Origin of the sequence: Sporosarcina sp. USHLN248 (genome assembly GCF_037144575.1) — a bacterium.
GTDB classification, from domain to species: Bacteria; Bacillota; Bacilli; order Bacillales_A; family Planococcaceae; genus Sporosarcina; species Sporosarcina contaminans.
Genome location: NZ_JBBCZC010000002.1, coordinates 44,254 through 68,162, shown reverse-complemented (window position 1 = coordinate 68,162; position 23,909 = coordinate 44,254). Strand labels below are relative to the sequence as shown.

Annotated in this window: 20 protein-coding genes; 6 read left to right on the top strand and 14 right to left on the bottom strand. The window is 40.2% G+C overall.

Annotated features, from left to right (window positions below):
• Nucleotides 1-48 precede the first annotated feature (48 nt).
• Nucleotides 49-528 carry a DUF6530 family protein gene (locus WFH04_RS01300; RefSeq protein WP_336822240.1) on the bottom strand — a complete coding sequence of 160 codons (480 nt, stop codon included), beginning with the start codon at nucleotides 526-528 and terminating at the stop codon, nucleotides 49-51.
• 349 nt (nucleotides 529-877) lie between these two features.
• Between WFH04_RS01300 and WFH04_RS01295 the strand changes: the two genes are divergently transcribed.
• On the top strand, nucleotides 878-2,056 hold the full coding sequence (locus WFH04_RS01295; protein ID WP_336822324.1) for a chromate transporter: 1,179 nt from the start codon (nucleotides 878-880) through the stop codon (nucleotides 2,054-2,056).
• Nucleotides 2,057-2,212: 156 nt separating this feature from the next.
• Here the strand turns inward: WFH04_RS01295 and WFH04_RS01290 are convergent, their stop codons facing one another.
• A complete protein-coding gene (locus WFH04_RS01290) occupies nucleotides 2,213-2,638 on the bottom strand; it encodes a VOC family protein (protein ID WP_336822239.1) in 426 nt (141 codons plus the stop codon).
• Nucleotides 2,639-3,046: 408 nt separating this feature from the next.
• The gene (locus tag WFH04_RS01285) at nucleotides 3,047-4,018 is read right to left on the bottom strand and encodes a quinone oxidoreductase family protein (protein WP_336822238.1); all 972 of its coding nucleotides are present in this window, start codon (nucleotides 4,016-4,018) and stop codon (nucleotides 3,047-3,049) included.
• Nucleotides 4,019-4,250: 232 nt separating this feature from the next.
• On the opposite strand from WFH04_RS01285, the gene WFH04_RS01280 reads away from it, so the two are divergent.
• The gene (locus WFH04_RS01280; protein WP_336822237.1) at nucleotides 4,251-5,444 is read left to right on the top strand and encodes a DHH family phosphoesterase; all 1,194 of its coding nucleotides are present in this window, start codon (nucleotides 4,251-4,253) and stop codon (nucleotides 5,442-5,444) included.
• Nucleotides 5,445-5,690: 246 nt separating this feature from the next.
• Here WFH04_RS01280 and corA read toward each other — a convergent pair whose 3' ends face one another.
• Nucleotides 5,691-6,653 (bottom strand): magnesium/cobalt transporter CorA, encoded by a 963-nt coding sequence (gene corA / locus WFH04_RS01275; protein ID WP_336822236.1) that lies wholly within the window; start codon nucleotides 6,651-6,653, stop codon nucleotides 5,691-5,693.
• Nucleotides 6,654-6,778: 125 nt separating this feature from the next.
• On the opposite strand from corA, the gene WFH04_RS01270 reads away from it, so the two are divergent.
• Nucleotides 6,779-6,958: an H-type small acid-soluble spore protein gene (locus WFH04_RS01270; protein ID WP_336822235.1), complete on the top strand. Its 180-nt coding sequence runs from the start codon at nucleotides 6,779-6,781 to the stop codon at nucleotides 6,956-6,958.
• Nucleotides 6,959-7,068: 110 nt separating this feature from the next.
• Here the strand turns inward: WFH04_RS01270 and WFH04_RS01265 are convergent, their stop codons facing one another.
• The 6 genes from WFH04_RS01265 to WFH04_RS01240 form a co-directional block, all read right to left on the bottom strand.
• Nucleotides 7,069-7,908 (bottom strand): ABC transporter ATP-binding protein, encoded by an 840-nt coding sequence (locus WFH04_RS01265; RefSeq protein ID WP_336822234.1) that lies wholly within the window; start codon nucleotides 7,906-7,908, stop codon nucleotides 7,069-7,071.
• A gap of 32 nt (nucleotides 7,909-7,940) precedes the next feature.
• Nucleotides 7,941-8,987, bottom strand: coding sequence for a FecCD family ABC transporter permease (locus tag WFH04_RS01260; RefSeq protein ID WP_336822233.1), 1,047 nt, complete (start codon nucleotides 8,985-8,987; stop codon nucleotides 7,941-7,943).
• Between the two features lie 47 nt (nucleotides 8,988-9,034).
• A complete protein-coding gene (locus tag WFH04_RS01255) occupies nucleotides 9,035-10,081 on the bottom strand; it encodes a FecCD family ABC transporter permease (RefSeq protein WP_336822323.1) in 1,047 nt (348 codons plus the stop codon).
• 11 nt (nucleotides 10,082-10,092) lie between these two features.
• The gene (locus WFH04_RS01250; RefSeq protein ID WP_336822232.1) at nucleotides 10,093-11,097 is read right to left on the bottom strand and encodes an iron-siderophore ABC transporter substrate-binding protein; all 1,005 of its coding nucleotides are present in this window, start codon (nucleotides 11,095-11,097) and stop codon (nucleotides 10,093-10,095) included.
• Between the two features lie 355 nt (nucleotides 11,098-11,452).
• The gene (locus WFH04_RS01245) at nucleotides 11,453-12,214 is read right to left on the bottom strand and encodes a DeoR/GlpR family DNA-binding transcription regulator (protein WP_336822231.1); all 762 of its coding nucleotides are present in this window, start codon (nucleotides 12,212-12,214) and stop codon (nucleotides 11,453-11,455) included.
• 224 nt (nucleotides 12,215-12,438) lie between these two features.
• On the bottom strand, nucleotides 12,439-12,882 hold the full coding sequence (locus WFH04_RS01240) for an NUDIX hydrolase (protein ID WP_336822230.1): 444 nt from the start codon (nucleotides 12,880-12,882) through the stop codon (nucleotides 12,439-12,441).
• Between the two features lie 311 nt (nucleotides 12,883-13,193).
• Between WFH04_RS01240 and WFH04_RS01235 the strand changes: the two genes are divergently transcribed.
• Nucleotides 13,194-13,466 carry a phospholipase gene (locus WFH04_RS01235; protein ID WP_336822229.1) on the top strand — a complete coding sequence of 91 codons (273 nt, stop codon included), beginning with the start codon at nucleotides 13,194-13,196 and terminating at the stop codon, nucleotides 13,464-13,466.
• An 89-nt stretch (nucleotides 13,467-13,555) separates the two neighbouring features.
• On the opposite strand, the gene WFH04_RS01230 is transcribed toward WFH04_RS01235, so the two are convergent.
• Nucleotides 13,556-15,820: a 5'-nucleotidase C-terminal domain-containing protein gene (locus WFH04_RS01230; protein ID WP_336822228.1), complete on the bottom strand. Its 2,265-nt coding sequence runs from the start codon at nucleotides 15,818-15,820 to the stop codon at nucleotides 13,556-13,558.
• A 518-nt stretch (nucleotides 15,821-16,338) separates the two neighbouring features.
• The gene (locus WFH04_RS01225; protein WP_336822227.1) at nucleotides 16,339-18,162 is read right to left on the bottom strand and encodes a S9 family peptidase; all 1,824 of its coding nucleotides are present in this window, start codon (nucleotides 18,160-18,162) and stop codon (nucleotides 16,339-16,341) included.
• A 384-nt stretch (nucleotides 18,163-18,546) separates the two neighbouring features.
• Here WFH04_RS01225 and WFH04_RS01220 point away from each other — a divergent pair, with 384 nt between their 5' ends.
• Nucleotides 18,547-20,616, top strand: a complete 2,070-nt coding sequence (locus tag WFH04_RS01220; RefSeq protein WP_336822226.1) for a S9 family peptidase — start codon at nucleotides 18,547-18,549, stop codon at nucleotides 20,614-20,616.
• Nucleotides 20,617-20,841: 225 nt separating this feature from the next.
• The gene (locus tag WFH04_RS01215; RefSeq protein ID WP_336822225.1) at nucleotides 20,842-21,801 is read left to right on the top strand and encodes an arsenic resistance protein; all 960 of its coding nucleotides are present in this window, start codon (nucleotides 20,842-20,844) and stop codon (nucleotides 21,799-21,801) included.
• A gap of 577 nt (nucleotides 21,802-22,378) precedes the next feature.
• Here WFH04_RS01215 and WFH04_RS01210 read toward each other — a convergent pair.
• Together WFH04_RS01210 and WFH04_RS01205 are read right to left on the bottom strand one after the other, a co-directional pair.
• Nucleotides 22,379-23,137, bottom strand: a complete 759-nt coding sequence (locus tag WFH04_RS01210) for an SDR family NAD(P)-dependent oxidoreductase (protein ID WP_336822224.1) — start codon at nucleotides 23,135-23,137, stop codon at nucleotides 22,379-22,381.
• 234 nt (nucleotides 23,138-23,371) lie between these two features.
• Nucleotides 23,372-23,809: a MarR family winged helix-turn-helix transcriptional regulator gene (locus tag WFH04_RS01205; RefSeq protein ID WP_336822223.1), complete on the bottom strand. Its 438-nt coding sequence runs from the start codon at nucleotides 23,807-23,809 to the stop codon at nucleotides 23,372-23,374.
• Nucleotides 23,810-23,909: the final 100 nt, after the last annotated feature.

The following is a 23,909-nucleotide window of genomic DNA, read 5'->3' as shown; positions in this document are numbered from 1 at the left end:
GCATTTGCTTGTTTGCATGTTAGGTTTTTTCGTTCCTTTTAAAATTGATTAATAACCCATTTCTTTCAACACTCGCGATAGCGTGCGAAGCCGTTCGCCAATTAGCTCTCCATCGTCACTTAGCGCTTGGTTGAACAATTGGATATCTTCATCGATTCTTTCATTATCTGTACAAACAGATACTGTCATTGCATCTCCTTGTAGCCCGACTCTGTCAATAACTGGGTTTTCGGGATCATACAATTTTTCATGGCGATAAGCATCTTGAAAGTACAGCTTCGTTCTGCAAACCATAATGGCAAGATCTAATACCCGATGTAGGGGCAGTTCTTCCGATTGTCTCGACCATTTTCCTCCCGTATGCCTCCATACTTTCGCCGATACATCGACTTTACCACGATCATTCCATTGTGCCAATCCTAGTGATATGCCTTTCGCATCCGTCTTATACGCATATCTACCATCAACATTTTCATAGTTTTCCGATACGATGACCGGCTTATGCTTTAAACTTGTAGGTATTTTCATTTGTATCGACCTTTCTTTTACTAAATTAGTAATTTAGTAAATTACTACGTAAATTTTATTGCTTAGTAATTGATTTGTCAATACGAAATAAAAATAAGCATTATGAGTAGTATTAATCTGCTATAGAGAACTAAAAAAACCCAAAACTCTCCATCAATAAGCAGAGCTGATGAACTCCATTTTTGTTAACTCTCTGTAAACTTCGTTAAAATTCAGTAAAGAGTATTGACTATGCTATGCGTGTTTGGTACCTTTCATGTTTAAGCTTCCATTATTTCTAAAAATCTATTATGAAAGGAATAGAATGGTGGATACAGAAAATGATGCGAATAAACAAAAAGTAAGTACAATGAAAACGTTACTTGAAATATTCGTTGTTTCAACAAGGCTTGGTCTAACTTCTTTCGGGGGGCCAGTAGCACATTTAGGCTATTTCCATGAAGAGTATGTCCGCAGGAGAAAGTGGATGGATGAACAAGCATATGCAGACTTAGTTGCACTGTGCCAATTTTTACCCGGCCCTGCAAGCAGCCAGGTCGGTATTGGTATAGGGGTAATGCGTGCAGGTGCCATAGGAGGCATTTTAGCATTTATCGGTTTTACGTTTCCTTCCGTCATTGCGTTACTGTTTTTCGCTTCCTTTCTACATATTTTTGATGTAAGCAGTGCTGGTTGGATACACGGTTTAAAGTTAGTAGCCGTAGCAATCGTTGCCCATGCCATAATGGGGATGGCAAAAAACTTAACACCTGATTTACAGCGTAGAACGATAGCAGTATTCGCAATGGTGTTCACTTTATTATTACAAACAACCTATACACAAATTGGTGTCATCTTACTGTCCGGTTTAATCGGCTACTTGATCTATCGGCAAGAAGAAACCGTTCAAGAGGATTTGAAGGCTGCTGTACGCTTCCCTCTTTCACGGAAATTCGCAACGATTTCTTTATGTTTGTTTTTCGGTTTACTTGTTGTTCTGCCTATCATAAAAGAGTTAACCGCATCCAACTATATTACGTTGTTTGATAGTTTCTATCGATCAGGGTCACTCGTATTTGGCGGTGGTCATGTTGTTTTGCCATTGTTAGAACGGGAATTTGTCCCGACTGGATGGTTAAGCGAGGAGCAATTTCTTGCAGGTTATGGTGCAACCCAGGCAGTACCCGGACCTCTCTTTACATTCGCTGCTTACATAGGGGCAGTTGCCTATGGCTGGCAAGGAGGTCTGATTGCAACGATTGCCGTTTTTTTACCTGCTATCTTGCTCGTTTTTGGAACGCTTCCTTTCTACGATGCTTTACGGCGCAATCCAAAAATAAAAAGCATTTTTATGGGGATCAACGCAGCTGTCGTCGGGATATTGATTGCAGCATTTTACAACCCGGTTTGGACAAGCTCTATATTTGCTCCTATTGATTTTGCCATAGCTTCTATTTTATTTTGCATGCTAGCATTTTGGAAATTGCCGCCTTGGATAATTGTAATAGCTGGGGCAATTGGGGGTACTCTACAGTCATTTTTTATGTAAGACCTGTTGTCTCATTTCGTTCTCAATACATCATAAAAACATCCTTCTCAATTTCAATGAAGGATGTTTTTACTTGTTTACTAACTTATTATAGCCATACTTTCATTCGTGCATTTCCGAATAGAAGTTATTCATCTTTGCTCTTCTATTTCGGTTTTACTCCTTGCCTTCCGTAAAGATTTGGAAGGTCACACCAAACTTATCCTTAACAATGCCGTAAGCTGGGCTGAAAAAAGTATCTTGCAATGGCATTTTTACATCGCCATCTTGTTGCAACGCTTCAAAAATAGCAGTTGATTGTGTAGCATCGTCTGTAGTAATGCAAATTGTAACTTGATCTCCTGCTTGCACGGTACTTCCCGGGAAGTTATCTGAAAACATCATACCCGTTTCTCCGACTTGAATCATTGCATGTGAAACAAGCCCTTTTGCTTCTTCTGGCAACGGAAATTCAGGGTTTTCTGGCATCTCACCAAAAGTTTGCTTAAAGAGCAGCTTTGCATTCAATGCTTTTTCATAAAACTCAATTGCCTCACTTGCATTTCCATTCATCATTAAATACGGCGTCAATCGTAATGACATTTCCAACAGCTCCTTCGTGATTCGTTTTTGATTGCATTTTCATGTCAACACTTTCACTGTGATGAAATCCGCTATTTGAAGTTGCATTTTCATTTTACTCTGTCGAACATACATTCGTCAATAAAAAGATAATAAAAGGTTTTTACTGTAACAAAGCATGGTTAGTATACTTTTAAAAGGTTAAAGAAATGAAGTATGAAACTGTGACAAATATGTGGAACCCGTTTTAACCATTACAGCTTCGGCAATAATACTTGCAAATAAACACGGCATCTTCAATAAAATTCTAAACGAACTGTTTCAAATTAGAATTGAAATTGTATAAAGCTCCTTGAAGGGAACATCCTTTTCTCAGCTATGCCCCAACCGCTTACAAGACATTCCTGTAAGTTTAAACTGAAAAAAAGCTTATTCTTCTACTTTCAATAACACTTTCCCTTTATAACTGCGGCTTTCGATCAATTGATGTGCCGCTGCTGCTTCGCTCAACTCAAAAACTTTGGCGATCGGCAGAGATACTTGATTGGCATCAAAAAGTTGAATGACTTTTTCTGCAATAGGCTTGATTCTTGCAGGATCATGCTTTCTCGTTGTTCCTAAACTAAATCCTTTTATATTTCTGCAGCTACTATGTACATCACTTGTTTTTATGGTTCCAACCTTCCCGCTACTATTGCCGAATTGGACGAGTGTTCCAAACAAAGCAAGACATTGTAGACTTTTTCCTGTCACCTCCCCAGCAACAGAGTCAAAAATAATATTCGCACCTTTATCGTTTGTATGGATGAAAACTTGTTCCACAAATGTTTCATACGTGCAAACAATATCAGCTCCCAAGCCTTTCACATAATCCGCTTTCTCCAAATTGCCTACTGTTCCAATTACCCTTTGAACACCAAATAGCTTTGATAATTGTATAAGCATCGAACCAACTCCGCCAGCAGCACTATGGATGACTATCGTATCTGTTTTTCTGATTTGTCCGATTTCATGCAAAAGCAAATAAGAAAGTATAGAAACGGTCGGTATAGCAGCTGCCCGTTCAAATGAAAGGCTGTCGGGTATTTTGAAAATTAATTGTTCATTTGCGACAACATATTGGGCATAGGAACCCTCTTTTGGAAAGGCAATGACACGATCTCCCACCGAAAATCGTGAATCTGTTCCCGCTTCAACAATTGTTCCTGCCATATCTAAACCTAAGATAAGCGGAAAATTCCCTTTTCCTTTATTTCCGTTCCGCGCTTTAATATCGGCATAATTAACACTCGCATACGCAACTTGAATTAAGCATTCCCCCTCCCCTATAGTCGGCATTTCAACATCCGAATACAAAAGAACATTTGCATTGCCATATTCATGTTGGACAATCGCCTTCATCCCGCATCTTCCTTTCCCGCATTTACTTTCACTTTACCACTCATCCATTTATAAAGAAAATTGCTTTCAATTATAAAACTCAATAAGTTCTTCCAAACTCTTAGATGCAACCGTTTTAACCTACTTCTCGTAAGTAAGAGGGATAGATGCTTTTTTCATTCCCTTTTACACCTAAATATGGATGACTGTCACCTACGTAATTTGACTATACTGTCGTTCGAGGAGTGAGGTTATGTATAAATTGCTATCCCATAATGATTTGGATGGGGTTGGATGTGGCATTTTAGCGAAGATTGCATTCGGAAAGAATGTCAAAGTGCGCTATAACTCCATCTCTACACTTGATCGAGAAGTAGAATGGTTTTTAGAGAATGAAGATAAAGAAACATTTTTGTTTATTACAGATTTATCGGTGAATGAGGATAATGAGAAAAGGATTGATCAGTTTTATCAAAATGGCGGAAAGGTGCAATTGCTTGATCATCATAAGACAGCGTTGCACTTCAATCAATATGACTGGGGACATGTTGTAGTAGAGGACGATGAAGGACATTTAACTTCAGCAACTTCCCTTTTTTATGACTATCTTATTAGTAGACAACTCATGGAACCGTCAAAACCTGTTGCTGAATTTGTTGAACTCGTCAGGCAGTATGACACTTGGGAATGGGAGAAAAATGATAATCATCATGCACAACGGCTAAATGCGCTCTTTTTTCTGCTGACAATTGAAGAGTTTGAAGAAAAAATGATCCATCGGCTTACGTCTGTTGAACATTTTGATTTCGACGAGTTTGAAAAGAAAATCTTAGATATGGAAGAGGATAAAATCGAACGGTATATTCGGCGGAAAAGACGTGAACTCGTCCAGACGCAGGCAGGCGGCTATTTTGCTGGAATCGTGTATGCGGAATCCTACCATTCAGAGCTTGGCAATGAACTTGGAAAAGAATATCCGCATCTTGATTATATTGCAATCCTCAATATTGGTGGAAAGCGGATCGGCTTCCGGACCGTCCATGATCATATTGATGTATCTGAAGTTGCTGGACAATTTGGTGGGGGAGGACATGCCAAAGCATCTGGTTGTTCATTAAACGAGGAAGCCTTTAAGCTGTTTGTAACGGACACATTCCACTTAGAGCCTTTAAGGGAAGATGCACGGCGAAACCGTTATAATTTGAAGCGATCTGCATTCGGAACGCTGTATGAAAATCGAATGGAGCAACATTTTTTCCTATATCCAGCAAACGATCAGGTTTGGGAAGTTACTGAAAATAACATGAAAATCGAAAAAACTTTTAAAAGCTTTGAAGAAGGTGAAAGTTATCTTAAAAGAACCTATGAAGCATGGCTCGTTCGGGACGATGTTTTCGTCAATTATTTAATGGAGCAAATAAAGGCTTTAAAGGAAACAAACGGATAGGACAAATTCGAAAAGTGCCAGCCAATTGGTATGTGGCACTTTTTTCTGTTAAAATAAGGATTTTTTATGCTTCATTTAAAAGTTGTTATGCGTCTTTTGGGCAATGTTTGCGATTTTTTAATGGATTATGCGTCGTTGACGGTCGTTATGCGTTGGATGGATGTGATTATGAGTTGTTGTATGATTATATGCGTGTTTAAAGTAAGTTTTCATGACCCGGTTAAAAGAGAGATCCTGAATGTTTTATTACGTCTTATTGATCCGAAACCATCCTTTATACGTAAACCAAACGATCATTGCAATCCCAATCATGAGCATTGCGACAAGAACGATCGGATAGCCGTACCGTAAATGAAGTTCAGGCATACGATCGAAATTCATCCCGTATACACCTGCGATAAACGTCAATGGAATAAAGATCGAGGAAATGATCGTCAACGTCATCATAACACTATTCATTTGGTTGGAGTTGATGGACAGTTGGCTATCCCGGATATCGGAAGTCAACTGTCGGTTCGATTCAATCATTTCGCTTAATCGGATAAGATGATCGTAAATATCCGAAAAATACATCTGTTCATGAGGAGTAAAACTTAACCTGTTCGACTCTAACATCCGGTATAAAAGTTCCCTCATCGGAAAAATCGTTCTACGTAGTCGCAATAAATCACCACGGACTTCAAAAACGTAATCCATAGATAATTGAACAGTAGTCGGTGATAACTTTTCTTCAATTTCATCCAAATGGTCTTCAATATTATAGAGAATGGGAAAGTATTGATCGACAATTTGATCTAAGATTTCATACGTGACATGAACATGCCCCCGCTCCCATTTATTTGAAGTTTGCATAATCATTTCTCTTGCCTTATCGATTTCCTGTAAATGCGTGTAATGAAAGGAAACGACAAAATGATCGCCTAAAAAAAGATTCAACTCTTCTGCATTCAAATCTTCATGGCAAATAGAATGCAATGAAAAGAAGGTATAGCCTTCGTAATGATCCAATTTGGGACGCTGTATACGCTCAAAACAATCTTCCAATGAAAGCGGATGGAAGTTAAATAAAGAATAAAGCAATTCCGCCTCTTCCGCATTAGGTTGATCGAAATCAACCCAATACCATTGCCAAGCTTGCTCAAAAAATCCGTCTATCGGAAGGTCACAAATGAATTTATCTTCTGTCGTTAGCCCCATCGTTCGAATCATATTTCCACTCTCCCGCCTAATCTTTCTGTTCGCCACTCCTATGAAGTATCATATCCATTTTCCATTCACATACTACATTTTGCCGTAAGAAGGCGAATATCGAAATGTGAAGTAGGAGGTTTGCTATGGAAAGCCAACGTGCTCGTCAAATCGTATCGTCGCCCGATGAGATTAAGGTAACCTACAATGGAGTTTCTGTTTGGATTGATAAAATTCACGATGATGACCGAACTGCAACTGTCCATCTTCGACAGGCTATGGAGGAAAGATCCGAAGTTGCAATTGCGGAATTGAAGGAGCACTAAAGATGTTTGAAGCTGTCCAGAAATTTTCGGGACAGCTTCAGTTGTTTTTCACTATAAATTTTTCTTTGAGACGATATATGAAAGTTAAAAACTCATCACACATTTCCCCTTCAGAAGTTTGTCCGTTCCTTGCCTAACGGAATGACAAGTGGAGTGTGGGAAATCGGGTCCTCGATGACGATGCATTTCAAACCAAACACTTCCTCCACCAATTGCGCTGTAACCACTTCCTTCGGATTGCCTTGCGCGATAATACGCCCTTCTTTCATAGCTATGATATGAGTTGCATACCTCGCTGCATGGTTTAGATCATGCAATACAGCAACAATTGTATTTCCTTGCTCATTCAAGTCTGTAAATAATTCAAGCAACTCAATTTGATGGGCGATATCAAGATATGTCGTCGGTTCATCAAGCAATAGTAGCGGCGTTTGCTGAGCTAACACCATCGCAACCCAAACTCGCTGTCTCTGGCCGCCTGAAAGCTCATCTACGAAACGATGTGATAGCTCACTCGTATTTGTCAGCTCCATTGCATCTAAAACTGCTTTTTCATCGTCATCATTCCATTGTCTCATTAAACTCTGGTGGGGGAAACGCCCATGAGCGATTAAGTTCGCTACTGTAATGCCTTCAGGAGCTGTTGAAGTTTGTGGAAGCAAGCCAAGTTTACGCGCGACTTCCTTAGATTTATATATGGCAATTTTCTTACCATCTAAAAGCACTTCACCTTTTGAAGGCTTAATCAATTTAGACAAAGTACGAAGCAATGTCGATTTTCCACATGCATTCGGACCGACAATCGCTGTAAAAGAGCCGTGAGGAATTTTGACAGATAAGTTTTCAGATATTATCCGATCATCGTATTTTATCGTAATATTTTCTGTCCATAGACGAGTATCTATCGTTGGATTATTCTCGCCTATATTTGCTGAATTGGGCAGTGTCATACATTTTCAACTTCTTTCAAACAGGATTTCGTTTATCGCGTTGTTCGTGCTTGATGGAATAATAACCAAATTAAATATACTCCACCTACTGATAACGTCACGACCCCAACCGGAAAAATGTTGCCTGTCACAATGCGCTGTGCCATAACGTCTGCTCCTAATAAAAGAAAAGCCCCCATTGCCGCAGTCGGGAATAAACTTTCTGTAGATTTCGTAAGCCGGATTGCGATTTGCGGAGCAACGAGTGCAACGAAACTAATCGGACCCATGACCGCTGTTGGTGCGGCTGTCAATGCGACCGCTATAACGATGAGCAAAACTTGATCTTTCTCCATTCGGACACCGTGAGATTTAGCAGCATCTTCTCCTAATTGCATTTCACGCATCGTCCGATTCATAATCCATGCAGCCATGAGCAATAAAATGACCACTATCATCGGTAAAATTGCTTGCTCAAAGCTTATGCCATTTAACGATCCTACTCCCCATGCCGCTGCAGTAAGTGCGACTTCTGCATCGCTTTTTAACAGCAACATTGAATTCAAGCTCCCTAACATTGCTGAAATCGCAATGCCGACAATTATGAGTCGAAATCCTTGAGTACCTTTTCTAAAGGCAAACAAATAAATAATGATAGCCGTTGTAAAACCACCAGTTAACGCCCCTGCTGCAACCCCTATGTACGTTGTTGATCCTGCGACGAGCATGGCGACTAACGCTCCGGTGTAAGAGCCCGATGTGAAACCGATAATATCAGGGGACCCTAATGGATTTCGTGTAATCGATTGAAAGATTGCTCCGCTTATAGCTAACCCCGCACCAAAAATAATAGCAGACAATATACGCGGCAGGCGCCATTCTACTACAACAGTATGCGTCATCCCAGTCGCCTGACCAAATAATGCCGAAAAAACTTCTTGGACGCTTAGCTGCATAGTTCCTGCCATTAAAGCAAATAGCGCAACAGCTATTGTTAAGAAAACTATAATTGCTGTAACGATTAAACTTTTGACATCAATGCGCAGATTTAGCGGTCTAAGCCGCACATAGCGTCTGCCAAAATTAATAGAGCGAATCATTTATATGCCTTCCTCCTTTCAAACCGATACCGCAAGACATGTCATCATTATAATCCGCTTACTTTTTTTCGCCGAACGAGCACTAATAATATCGGCGCACCGATGAATCCCGTTATGATTCCGACAGGAACCTCTGCAGGTGCCAAGATGACCCTCCCAATGATATCGGACAGAATGAGCAATATTGGCGCTGCTATAAGAGAATACAAAAAGATCCAAGGCTGATCGGGTCCGATGAACCATCGCACGATATGCGGCACCATCAGTCCAATAAAACCGATAGGCCCAGCCAAAGCAGTTGCCCCGCCAGCTAAAAAAGTAATAGCGAGTAAACTAATCGTTCGGATTACTCCTACATTTACTCCTAAAGATGAAGCACGGTCATCACCATAAGCGATCGCATTTAACGCTGGCGCCGCTACAAAGGATAGCAGCACTCCAATGATCAGAATCGGCAATACAGACCAAAGATCATCCAAACTTCTCTTTGCTAAAGTTCCCAAGTTCCAATTGAGCATTCGTGTAAAAGCTCCGCTATTCATGATCGTCAAGGCAGTAGTAAATCCACTTAAAGCAGCTCCAATCGCTACTCCCGCAAGTGTGATTTGCACAGGCGTCGGTGGTTTTTTACCGGCTCCTCCGCTAATGACATAGACTGCAATTGTTGCAATCAATGCACCAACAAGAGCAAACCATAAATAACTGGACATCGTTGTGACTGAAAATACTCCAACCGCCAATGCAACAGCAAAAGCAGCCCCAGCATTCACACCAAGAATGCCGGGGTCAGCCAAAGGATTCCGCGTTAACGCTTGAATTAACGCACCCGCCAGTCCAAATGCCGGACCGACAGCAAGAGCAATCACAGTTCGCGGAATACGGGAATTTTGAACGATTGCATGATCATAGCGATCTGTCGGGGCTAACAGTGCTTCCCAAACAGCTTCAATTGGTAACGGTTTTGCACCGATCATTAGGCTAAAAAACGCCGTTGCAGCCAACAATATGAGTAATATGATGAAACCTATAATACGTCGCAGCCTTGTAGCGGCAATTGTGTTTTTAGAATTTTTTTCATTTGGCCGCTTTCCCACAATCAATTTGTTCACTCCCCGCCTTTTAACACTTCCTTAAGCTTCGGTGTCAGATTATCAATCGTCCAAAGTAAAGCTGGCACGGTTCCCATTGAAAATGCATTTGCAGTATCAGCATCAAGAATAATTGATCTCCCGTCAGCAACGGAAGGAACCTTTTGGAACAATTTATTGTTTGCAATCTCTTTCGGATCAACCCAAATCGGCATAATAACAGTCAAATCCGCATCTAACAACTGTAGCTGCTCATCGGCAACTTTAATGTAAAAATTGCCTTGATCAAGCGTTTCGATTTCATCCTTCGTTTTAAAGCCTAAGTTGGTAGCAAAATCAACACGTGCATCGCCTTTTAAATATGCACCGAACCCATTGGCGTCATATGCACCGACAACGATTGTCTTGTCAGCAAATTCGGGATTTTCTGCTGACGCTTTTTCAAATGCTGTCTCTACTTCTTTCAGTAGTTCTTCCCCTTTTTCCACTTTTCCAAGTGCTTTTGCAATCATTCGAACTTGATCTTCCATAGAAGTTAAATAGCTATCTCCACCTTCGGGAACGCCAACTGTGGTCGCAATTTCCGAAAGACGTTTATACCGTTCTTCATCACCCGATGATTTCACATCAAGAATTAAGTCCGGTTTCAATGCAGCAATTTGCTCATAATCCAATTCCATTGTGCCAATCATCGTTGGGGAGTTCTTATAAGCATCTTTTAACCAAGGTCCGACGCCGTCTCCTCCAAGTGCAAGCCAGTCACTTGCTCCAACAGGCTCCACCCCAAGACTCAGCGCAGTCTCTGCATCTCCCCAACCAAGAGCTACAACCCGCTTTGGCTGCTCAGTAATCATTACTTCTCCAAATTTTGTATCAATTACGGTCTCATGTTCCTCATTATTCGCTTTATTCGTATCATCCGTCTGTTCTTCTTGTTTTGACGAGCATCCGACTAGCATGAATATTAGGACTGCTGTCATTAACACTGCTATTCGTTTTAATATTCCAAGACGCTTATTCATTTATGACTACTCCTTTTATTATGATCTGTTCTGCGCATGTGAAAATATGTCTTTTTTTACATCCTAACTAAAATTTTGAAGCCTCACTGTCTTCCTTTCATGGTATAAAGATCCCCTTTTTTATTTAGTACAATTCAAGCAAAGCAGTAATAAGTTAATTGAGGATGATTCTCATTATCATTTTTTACTATAATTGATGCTTCAATTGCTGTCAATCGGAATTGTAAGCAAAGAGGATTGCATAGAAACCTATTTTCCCCATTACGTAGAAGCTGCAAATTTTCAATTCTCCACACAATAGAAAAAGCTGTACAGAGAACTATTGAAACCAAATTCTCTAAACAGCTTCGTTTTTTTATTTCGCTATTATAATATCCACTCCAAGTGACTTGATGGGATCCATTTTGTCCTGTGGCGTTTCTTCATCCGTAATAATTATATTTAACTTTTCAACAGGATACATTCTACTAAACATATCAGTTCCAAACTTTGAATGCTCCACTAGGGCCACAATCTTATTAGAGTTGTCATAAATCGTCCTATGGAAAAGCGCTACTTCTGGAGTTGCTGTACTTAATCCTTTTTCTGATAGGCCGCCAGCAGTCGCAAAACATACATCAAATGTAAAATGGCGTGCAAACTCCTTGGCAATTGCATCCGTAATATTGCCTGAATTTTTCACGTAACCACCGATGAGGTAGGTTTGAATATTTTCTACTCCTCGCAAATGGTACGCTATTTCTACGGAATTGGTCACAACTGTATATTGTATATCACGCGGTAAATACTTCATCATAACATAATGAGTCGATGCACCGCCGATAAACACCGTTTCCCCTTCTTGAATATACGTAATTGCTTCTTTTGCAATCGCATTCTGATACTGATTGCCATCACCATAGCGAATAGAAGGCGGTTGAGGCATCGCCCTTACATGGCTAATTGGAATTGCTCCCCCATGCGTCCTCTTCAGTAGCCCCTGCTCTTCCATAATCGACAAATCACGGCGAATCGAATCAATCGACAATGCAAACTCTTCTGCAAGATTCTTCGCTAATACACGACCTTCTCGCTCAAGCAATTCCAATATTTTTCCCCTTCGCTCTTCTGTAAACATTTTACCCTTCCTCCCTATATTTTTTATGTTTGCTGTTTTTCCTGTTTATTTACGTTTCATCTCCTTTTCCATTCGGTTATATTCCTATGATTGCATTTTTATTCTGTTTTGTCAACTGCAATATTCTTTTTTATTCATGTTTTTGCCGTTTTATCCAAAAATAAAAGCCTCTACTATTTACGGTAGAGGCTCCGAGCATAGAGCGAATCGATTATTTTGATCGTTTAAACACTTTGAAAGCGTATAGTTTCACGCTTCTTCTCTGCAAGTCGAATGCTTTCTTTCAAATAATCGGGTGCATTCGGGTGATTAAATACTTGCTGAGCTGTCATCCAACTTACCGCTTCCACTTCATCGGTACTTTTAACCTTTGCGATTCCTGATTCATATTCACATAGAAATACAACATCAACGACATGCTCTCCTGTATCTGCCACGAATGATGTACTATGAATATATTGTAAACGCTCCTTCACTTTTACATCCACTTCTTCAAAAATTTCACGTATGACCGTTCTTTCCAATATATTTGATGAATTGCCTTCAAGCTCAACTTTTCCTCCGACAAGAGAAAGCAAACCACCCGCATGTTCCTCTTGTTTGCTACGTTCAATAATTAGCCATTGATCATCTCTGCATATAGCACCCTCTACATTGACTATAAACATCCTCCACAGCCCCCTAAAAAATAATTATTCTAATCAAAATCGTAAATAGACCAGTTTGTTGACAAACGCTCGCATACTGCGTTGAGGCCAGCAGGACACTGGTCATACAGCCGTAGCCACAGGACGTGACGTTCTTAGGTTGCCTTACTTGGCAAGCGTTTTCAAGCTAAGATAGGCAAACAGCGATCCGATCTCCTACCTAAAACTTTAAAAAGACAGTAATACAAACGGCTACTTGTACAAACTATAGAAGATTATTAAGAATATTATATAATATAAACTTTTTGATTCCACTCAGGGAGGTGTGCGCAATGATCAGGGGGAGAAAAGGTTTTTGCCTATTTCCAGGCTACAACTGGTGCGGTCCTAAGTGCAGCGGCCCAGGTGCACCTATAAATGACGTAGATGCCGCTTGCAGAGCGCATGACATTTGTTATGCTACTGGCAGGAATCGGTGCGAATGCGATCGGGAATTTCTACGAGCTCTCCATTCCAAAATCGATCCATTTACAGAAAAGGGAAGAAATGCTCGATTGATGTACAGATATATGAAAATGCAAAGCTTCTTTCGATGCAAGTTTTAAATGTACCGAGAGAAACATATAAGAAAAAACCAAGACATTCAACGGGTTTAAATCGTCGATGTCTTGGTTTTATATCTGTGTATAAAACCTTATTTGATAACTTTTACATAGCGGCTATACACATATGCTTTTTTGCCCTTGTACTCGATTTGGTACCAGCCTTTTTTATTTCCAAGAATCTTCACTTCTGTATTTTTCGAAACAGCGCCTACAATTTTCCCATTGTTGGAAGGCTGAGAACGGACATACAAACTATGGGAGGAAACAACACCAATCGTCGCTTTTGACTCAACCGGTGCAGGTTTTCCTGGCTTCGATTCTGGTTTTCCTGGTTTTCCTGGTTTTTCAGGTTTTCCTGGGTTTGGCGCAGGCTTGCTTGGCGACGCATTATCTTTCGCATCCTCATCCTTAGAATTGTTGGGCTCGGAAAGCATTTTCGATAGCTTCACATATAATTCGCCAGTCGTCTTCACATTGGAAAATTGCTTTTCATTTACTCCCGCTTTGGTAGAAAGTTCCTTGATTTCTTCTTTTGTAACAGCTTCATTTGCATTGATTGAAGCGATATTCGTATATTTTCCATCCTCTGTAGTAGGGACTTGCAAAATCCCTCTATTGACTAAGTCTTTTACTGCTTGATGGGCTGGAGAGGATGTATCGACACCGACAATTTTCCAGTTTTGCTGAGGGATAGGTGTATACTCGCCTTTCATTTCTTCCTTCAAATAGCGGATTGCCAAGTTGCGGATCGTACCTCCCGTCTCACCATAAGCGCTTTCGTCTTTAGAAGACCAAATCATGTTAAACTTACGTCCTTCTAATGCTTGTCCTGGAGAGACAAGAAAATCCATTCTGTATGAGTTCATCCCTAATTTTAGTTTCTCATCCATTTGGATAGGTGTTCCATCTAATCTTCTTAAGTTTTTAATGCGATTGCCGGGTTGCTCTGTAAGATCAATGTCATACTTCACATTGCCAAAAAAGTCATTCGTGCTATATTTAGAGGAACGGCGTTTCAAATCAAAGCTAATTGTAACATCACCAGGTTTAGAGCTATTGAAATAACCAACTGCCCATTCCATATAGTCTTTCAAATCTTTCCCAGTCACTTCATAGACAGATACTTCTCCACCCGCAAATTGATAATTGTATGCGATATCTTTTTTCTTAATGGGACCAATATCCAATTTTGCTTTGTCATTGTCTATCTGATGTGCAACGACATCTGCATCACTATAATGAAGCATGACTTCGTGGAAAAAGTCCGACAGTGGCGTTTCCTGAATTTGCACGGCAGGGATCCCTTTTATTTCATCTTTCGGGACAAGATCCATACCTTTCAATTGGCCAACTACGACATTTGCATCCGCCCGAGCGAACTCGTGAAATTTATGTAATTTCTCTTCTAATTCTTTGTCTGACTCTACGACAGTGCCTTCAGCAGACGTTACTGGTATTGCTTTCGCATCCTTATCTTTCAAAACAAACTCTCCTTCTTTTTGCTCGAAGGTTAAGTCAATTTGAGAGATGTGTGTTCCGTATTTATTCGGCTCGGTGATCAAAACACCATTTACAACTTCCTTTTCAATCAAGACATGATTATGTCCGCCGAAAATTGCTGCAAGTTCGGGTACAGCATTTGCAATATCACGCACACCAGTACCCGGAATGCCGTTTTCATTTTCCAGTCCCATATGCATAACCCCGACCATGACATCCACTTTGCCTTCCAATTCCTTAACAACTTTTTTGGTTTCGTCAACTGGGTTCTTAACAACTAAACCATCCAAATGATCAGTGCCTTTTTCAAACTCGACAATCAATGGCGTGACCATTCCAATTACAGCAATTTTAACGCCTTCTTTTTCGAAAATCGTATAGGCAGGCAAAAAGCGTTCACCATTCTCCCAGTAGACGTTTCCAGCCAACTTAACGCCATCATATTGACTAGATACCTTTTCCAACACATCCAAACCAAAATTGAATTCATGATTGCCATATGACCACGCATCGAATTCCATTTCGTTTAATGCTTTCATCAAAGGAGACTCAGGTTGGTCATTGAACAATTCAGCAGAATTATCTTGAATGAGATCCCCGTTGTCTAAAAGAATCGTATTTGGATTCTGTTTGCGGACTTCTTTAATAATTGTCGTTAATTGCGTCAAACTCCCACTTGGATTCGGTCCATCTATTGCATAATCCCACGGCATAAATCGGCCATGGATATCCGAAGTGGATAGAAGTGTAACCTTTACCTCTTTTTCTTCTGCTTTTACAATAGTGCCAGCACTAAATACCGCAGTGCTTAAAACTAAAGTAAGCGACAGAATAAGCTTGAAAAAACTCTTCATCTTGTAATCTCCTCTGCAATTTTATTGTGTTAAAACTATTAAATTATAACATGCTTGTTTTATTTGAAACATAGCAACAGCTTGTTGACAAACGCTCGCATACTGCGTTGCTCGTCTCGCTCGTCCCCTCATGAACCTTAAGTTCTATTCGGGTCTTCGCTCGACTTCGCGCCTTGTCTGGCAAGCGTTTTCAAGCCAAGCTGGGCAAACACTTATCCCATAACTAAAAACCTTTAAAAGACTGTAGACAAAGTAAAAAGATACTTTGTCTACAGTCTGATGCTTGTTTTATTTGAAACATAGCAAGATATATTGAATTCAGAATGTGAATCCGATGAAATAAAATATTAAAAACAAGGGCGTACCAATATTTTGTATCAAACAAACTATTTCTACTAGATTTTAGACACAGATTCAATCCAAGGTTGAATCTATGTCTAAAAATCATTATTTAGCTTTTACTAAGAACTCTATCATCAGCATGTCATAGTCATTCAGATCGTTCGCTACGGCTAAATTTACGATGAACCCTTAACGCTCCGCCTTTGGTCGGAAACCTCTGTATTTAAATATTTATTGAAAAACTCAACTGTCTTCGTATGCATCGCAATATGGTTTTCAATTTTTTCCGTCTGATGACCTTCGTCTTCGAAAATGACCAACTCGACTTCTCGATTCATGTTTTTCAAATCCGAGGCAAGCTGCTCCGCTTCACTTACCGGAACGCGGGAATCATTTCTCCCATGAAAGATAAGCAGCGGTGCTATCATATTATGCGTCAAATTCATTGGCGCCGTTTCATCGAAATAAGCACTATATGTTTCAAGTGATCCATATTCAAACTCCCGTAAATATCTTCTCCATTCCCCTGTATTTGTTAAGAACGTCCTCAAATTGGACATGCCGACAATATCAACGCCCGCTGCCCATAATTCAGGGTAGTGAGCCAAAGCGGATAACACCATGAATCCACCATAGCTCCTTCCCATTATTCCAATCTTGTCAGGAAGTACTTGATGGGAATGAACCAACTCTTCTGCCAAACTCGCCAAGTCCGCAACCGCGTCCAACCGCTTGTCTGCATCGTCCAATTTCAAATAAGCCCTGCCGTATCCGTTGCTCCCCCGAATATTCGGTACCGCCACTGCAAAGCCTTTATAGACAAGATATTGTAAAACCGGATTATACTCCGCCTTCGATTGTCCTTCAGGTCCACCATGTACGTAAATGACAGCTGGCTTCTTCTCATCACTGTCCCTGTTATAAAAGAAATAAGGAATTTCCAAGCCATCAAATGACGGATAGGAATACAGCTTTGGCTCCTTCCAATAGCCACCGACCGTTTCTGATTGACCGATGAACGTCAGACGTTTCACTTTCTTTGCTGACAAAGAATAGCTCCAAATATCACCCGGATTTATTGGAGATTTCAATGTAAATAAGAAAGAGTCATTCGACAGCCATGACATGGATCCTACGACCCCTTGAGGCAATTCATCAACGATTTCATATGTGTTCGATTTCGGATAATAAATCCCTAATTTATAAATACCGCCTTCATTTAAAGTAAAAGAAAGCGACTCCCCATCCGGTGAAAGTGAAATCTCCTCAATATCCCATTTCTCCCAATGCAGCAGCTTTTCAAGTTTTTCCGGTGCATCCAATGAAAACGTGCATAAATGAAGTGTATCCTCATCCGCATCCGTAAGGACATACCCTTTTCCATTGATGACAATCGGCGAAGCCATTCGTACAGCAGTCCCTTCCCTTCCAAGGCGAATGCTCTCTTTCGTCCCTACATTGACGATATAAATGGCTCGATCAATATTCGTTTCCATAACACTCACAAATAGAGATTCATGATCAATCCAACTTAGAGGTACGCAATTTACATCAGTAGTGAAAACTTGTTCTACTTCCCTATTTTCCACATCGATAATAAATACATCGAAATATCCCGGATGACGCCGGTTGCTTGAATAGGAGAGATAGTTACCATCACTCGACCAGCCGCCGACATAATGGAAATGCTCTTTCGATTCTACAAGAACTTTTAGATCGTCTCCCGTTGGTCCAACGATATATAGCTGTTGCTTTTCATTCCCTTTATTATCCACCCCAACTACCGTCCGATCTCCTGCTGGCGAATGGTGCACACTCAATACACGATCATGCGTGCTTATGAATTGCACCGGCTTCCCTTCTGAGTTCAACTTCCAAACTTGAGGAATCCCTGTTAGTTTTGATAGAAATGTAAAGGTCCCTGTCCCCGGAATCACCTTCGCCTCATACGCCGAATTCACCTTCAAAAAATCGAATAATACCTTTTCTTCTTCATTCATTAGCCATTCCCCCGTTCTATTAATAAAAATCCCAACAACAAATGCCCGAAAAGAAGCCCTTGCCGCGAATCCCCTCCTCATAAACAACTACCAAAACGCATAAATGGATTCAGATGCACATAATTACGTGAGTAAACGCATAAACAGCAATAGTAGCTCATAAACAACTATAAAAACGCATATATACCGCTATTTCACGCATAAAACAATCAGCTTCACCTAATTCAGTGTAATTTGCCGTATACATCAATTCACCCTCACACTGCCTATCATTTATTTCGACAACCGTATTAAAATTCCTGCCTTTCAGCTACTGTTTGTAGAATAAATAGAGGATTTCCCGCCAATATCACGAACTGTATATTTAGAAAAGGAGGAGGTTATATGATGCAACCACCTATAGCAAAACGGATTCCTTACACCCACGAATTACATGGCGATGTGCGCGAAGACGATTATTATTGGCTGAAAGACCGTGATAATCCCGAGGTCATCGACTATTTAGAGGATGAAAATCGATATTATGATGAAGTGATGCGTCCTTTAGAGAAACTGACAGAACAAATTTATGAAAGCATGGTCAACCGTGTGCCCGACATGGAGGAACAAGTACCTGTCCAGCATGGACCATTTTTCTACTACTCCCGCCTGGAAAAAAACAAGCAATATCCAATTTATGCACGTAAAAAAGCAACAAGTCGAGCATTTCTTTCAGAGGCAAAAGAAGAAATTGTCCTTGATTTGAATGAACTATCTGGCGAAGATGATTATTTAAGTGTGACGGTACAACGGAGAAGCAATGATCATAAGCGCATAGCTTATTTAGAAAATCGGGATGGTACAGACCGGTACACCATCCACATTAAGGACATCGAAACGGGTGCCCTCTTGCCTGACCAAATCCCGAATGTCTATATTTACAGCAGTGTCGAGTGGAGCCGAAGCGGTGAGTATATTTTTTACATTACCGTTGACGAAAACCAACGGCCATACCAGTTATGGCGTCATCGTTTAGGAACTGAATCGGCTGAAGACGAGCTCATTTATGAAGAAAAAGACACAACGTATACACTTTTCATTGCCAAATCGCAAAGCGGGAAATTCATTTTTGTTTATTCCCATTCGAAAACGACGAGTGAAATTCGGTTGTTAGATGCGGACTCGCCGCTATCACCTTTGCAGCTAATAGACGAACGGCGAAATGGAGTTTTGTACGATGTCGAGCATTGGGGAGACGAGCTGCTCATTTTGACAAATGAAGGAGCACTGAACTTTGAGTTGCTTAGCTGCCCTCTTGATCATTTCCAATCTCGTGAAAAAGTTATAGAGCATCGTGAAGATCGCTATCTTCAAGGCATGTACCCATTCCGCGATGGATTGCTACTATTCGGGCGTGAAAACGGTTTAACGCAAATTTATATTTTGCGTAATCGCAGAAGTGAATTAGAAAAGCTCCAATGGAATGAACCTTTGTACACCGTTTCGGTTCTCTCCAACCAAAGCTACGAGTCCACAGAAGTGTTAATTCAATTCGAATCACTGCTCACTCCAAAAACGACTTTCGGACTTAATTTGCTCACTTGGAATAAACAATGTCTACAAGTCGCACCCGTCAGCGGAGAATATGACTCTTCCCACTATTATCAAGAACAGCTGTGGGCAACTGCCGAAGACGGAGTGAAAGTGCCAATGATCGCCGTCTACCGGAAAGATGCACTCGATCACGGGCCAGCACCATTGATCCTTTATGGATACGGTTCGTATGGAGCGAACAGCGATCCTCGTTTCAGCCCATATAATATTCCATTGTTAGATAAGGGTGTTATTCTTGTTACAGCGCAAGTGCGTGGCGGTTCCGAAATGGGACGTGGCTGGTACGAAGATGGCAAAATGCAGTATAAGCGAAATACGTTTACCGATTTCATTGCTGCTGCGAATCATTTAATTGAGGTAGGCTACACAACACCAAGCCAAATGGCGGCTCGCGGAGGAAGTGCGGGAGGCTTGTTAGTTGGAGCTGTCGCCAACTTGGCTGGTGAGTTATTCAAAGTGATCGTTCCAGCCGTGCCGTTCGTTGATGTCGTCACAACAATGTTAGACGAAACAATTCCACTTACAACTCTCGAATGGGACGAATGGGGAGATCCAAGAAAGAGTGAAGACTATTTCTATATGAAGTCCTACAGCCCATACGACAATGTAGAAGCGAAAGACTATCCACATTTGTTTATTACAACTGGCTTGAACGATCCCCGGGTCGGCTATTGGGAACCGGCAAAGTGGATTGCCCGTCTAAGAGCAATGAAAACGGATGATAACATCATCGTTCTTAAAACAAATATGGATGCTGGTCATTTCGGCAAGTCTGGCCGTTTCAACCATCTGAAAGAATCTGCAGAATGCTATGCTTTTGTTCTTGATAAGCTTGGCGTTAGTGTAGAAGTGACAAATTAGAGCCCACGATACTTACACTGTTTCATCTGATATGTTACGCCGAAATATGGAAAGACACCAATTCGAACGGATTGGTGTCTTTAACTTTTATGGCTTTCAATTGAATTCAAAGCGATCGTTCAACCGTCCTTCTCATTTTTTTATTCTATACTCAATAAAGAAAACCTGAAATTATGATATGGTTAATATCTGTTGAGTATTTGTTTAAGAGGTTGTGAATTCGGTATGGGATTAATTGAAAAACTATATACTGTCATTATTTTCATAGCTGTAATGATTGGCTTGATCATTGGTCAAATCGATTTCATCCAATCAAATGCGGAAAGTTTGATCGTTCCGCTTATAATGGCTATGTTAACGATTACGTTTTTGCAAATGCCTATTGAAGATATAAGAGCAGCTTTCAAAAATAGAAAGTTTACATACACTTCCGTTCTGATTAACTTTGTTTGGACACCTATTCTATCTTGGCTGCTTGCTTTGCTTTTTTTAGGGGACACTCCTGCATTATATATTGGCTTTATTATACTAATGATTACACCATGTACTGATTGGTACTTAATTTTTACCGGCATTGCAAAAGGAAATGTTGCGCTTTCAACTGCCTTATTGCCTGTGAATTTAATCTTACAAGTTATTTTATTGCCGGCCTATTTGCTCGTTTTCGGCGGAACAACTGGTGCTATACAATTCCCAATACTTTTGGAAAGCATCGTTACTGCTTTATTGATACCGTTCATCCTATCCTTCCTGATAAAAATGCTAGTAAGAAATAATCAGCAGCTAAAAGATCGTCTCTTATCAAAAATTAACAACTTACCGATCATTTTCTTAGGCCTCGCAATTATGGCCATGTTTGCATCACAAGGACAATTGTTAGTTACTCATTTGGATTTGCTATGGCGGATTACGATACCAATACTCTTATTTTTTATAATTAATTTCTTTGTCAGTCAAAAAGTTGGGCATTTATTAAAATTCCCAATCGCTGACGGAAAAAGCTTGAGCATGACTACTTTAGCAAGAAATTCTCCAACCGCACTCGCCATAGCGATGACCGCTTTTCCAAACGAGCCTCTTATCCCATTGACATTAGTGGTAGGTCCTTTATTGGAATTGCCTTTACTCGCGATCGTTACGCAAATGCTCATCGGAATTTCTAAAAAGCCAAACGCTATTACTTGAGGAATGGGAAAGGCGCATGCTTTATTAAAAGCTCAAGAACAAAGACGGATTCGATTGGATAAATTCATTCGAATCCGTCTTTGTTATCATTCATGTCGGTATTTTTTCACTTTTTAGTTGTCATAGTCAACAATTCAAGTTAGTCTGCGACTGATTTTACTGCACCAAGCAGAGATGCATCGATACCGGAAAAACAATGGTTTTCCAACTTGACCTTCATCCAATTTTGCATATGAATACCTCCCTTTTCACTACTATACTCTCCATATAGTTCGGAAAATTATTGTAAAATGGGAACATACATAATGTCGTAATCGCATTGACTTTTAGATCTCACATCTACACATCTTCTTATAAAAGCAGATTCGTTTAAATAATTTGTAATGTTTGTACCATTTTTTCTCGCAACACAGTCTACGCAAACAGCGTTTTTATTTCTTTAGAAGCTTGCGTCTTTTACATGATCTTTAGTGCTTTTCATTCATTTGGGACAGGATTGCTTGGAAATGAAAACAAAAAGACAGACCGTATGAAGTGTAGCCGATCTGTCTTATTTATAAGTACTTTTCTTAGAATTTTATAATGTTAATCCACCGTCAACAAGAACGACCGAGCCTGTCATATAACTTGCTTTATCTGACGCCAAAAACGCAACCATTTCTGCAAGTTCATCTGGAGAAGCATAACGACCCATTCTCATATTTGGTAACTCTTCAGGAATGTAAGTACCTTGTTCAAATTGATCCGCAACACTAGCTGTTAACGCTGTTTCCACGCCTCCTGGAGCAAGCGCATTGATTCGAATTCCTTTTTTCGCATATTCCAATGCTGCGCCCTTCGTTAAACCTACAACCGCATGTTTGCTTGCAGAATAAACAGCAACGCTATGTTCAGCGCGTATTCCAGCAGTAGATGCAGTGTTAATAATAGAGCCGGAACCTTGTTCTTCCATCACCTTCAACACATACTTCATGCCAAGGTAAATCCCTTTCACATTAACAGCCATAATCCGATCAAATTCTGATTCCTCAACTGCAGTGAATGGAGAGAACTTTTGGATAATACCTGCATTGTTAAAAAACACATCGATCCGTCCATATGTTTCGACCGCTTTATTGACATAGTTTTTTACATCTTCCGTTTTTGAAACATCGGCTTGAACGAAGATGCCTTCTCCACCTTGTTCTTTCACAAGTTTTAGCGTTTCTTCACCTGTTTCCTGATTGAAATCGACCAATACAACTTTTGCTCCATTTTCAGACAATTTCAAGCTGCTCGCTCTTCCGATTCCGCTTCCTGCACCAGTAATGACAGCAATTTTATTTGATAATTCCATGTTTTTGCTCCTCCTCTTAATTGGCGATACTTACGGTTTATTAGATAAACTTCCCTAATGTACGATTATTACTATGTAGATCTATTGGTCAGCTTTTATAGCTCGTCCGTCAAATCCACTCATTGCCCACTTCCATCCACAAACGAAGCTAACTCTCCTTCTCCACAAGGCGGTTCCTCCGTATTAAATTCCGTGGATCGAACAAGTTCCGACACCAACTCACAATAATTCCATCTATTTCTGCTCCATCTGTTCACTCGCTTTATGCAGCAATTGAATCAACTGCTGACTATGATTTTTATCCAATATTTCTGAGTGTCTTAAATAAATTTCATTCAACTTTTCATATATTTCGTTGCACAAGGATTTTCCTTCTTCTGTTAAATAAATTAAAATATGTTTACCGTCAGGCTTGCGCTCAACATAATTTTTCTTTATTAATTTATCAATCAGCCTTGTACTAGTTGAAGGAGCGATCGAAAGTTTTTTACACAATTCTTTTTGAGAAATTCCTGGATAATCATTGATTGTTAGGATTAAGTAAGCATAAGAAGGAGGTATATCCATTGATGAAAATACTTCCGCAGCTATTTTTTCCATATGCCTTGCAAACCGCGCAGCAGTAAAATAGAGACAGTTGCTTAATAAATAATCCGAATTAGGAGTTGGCATTATAGCTCAACCTGCCTTTTGGGACGATTCTTCACAGATAAATTCAGATCTTTTTTTTCTTTCAAAGAATCTTACTCCTCCTTTACTATTTTCAAAAGAG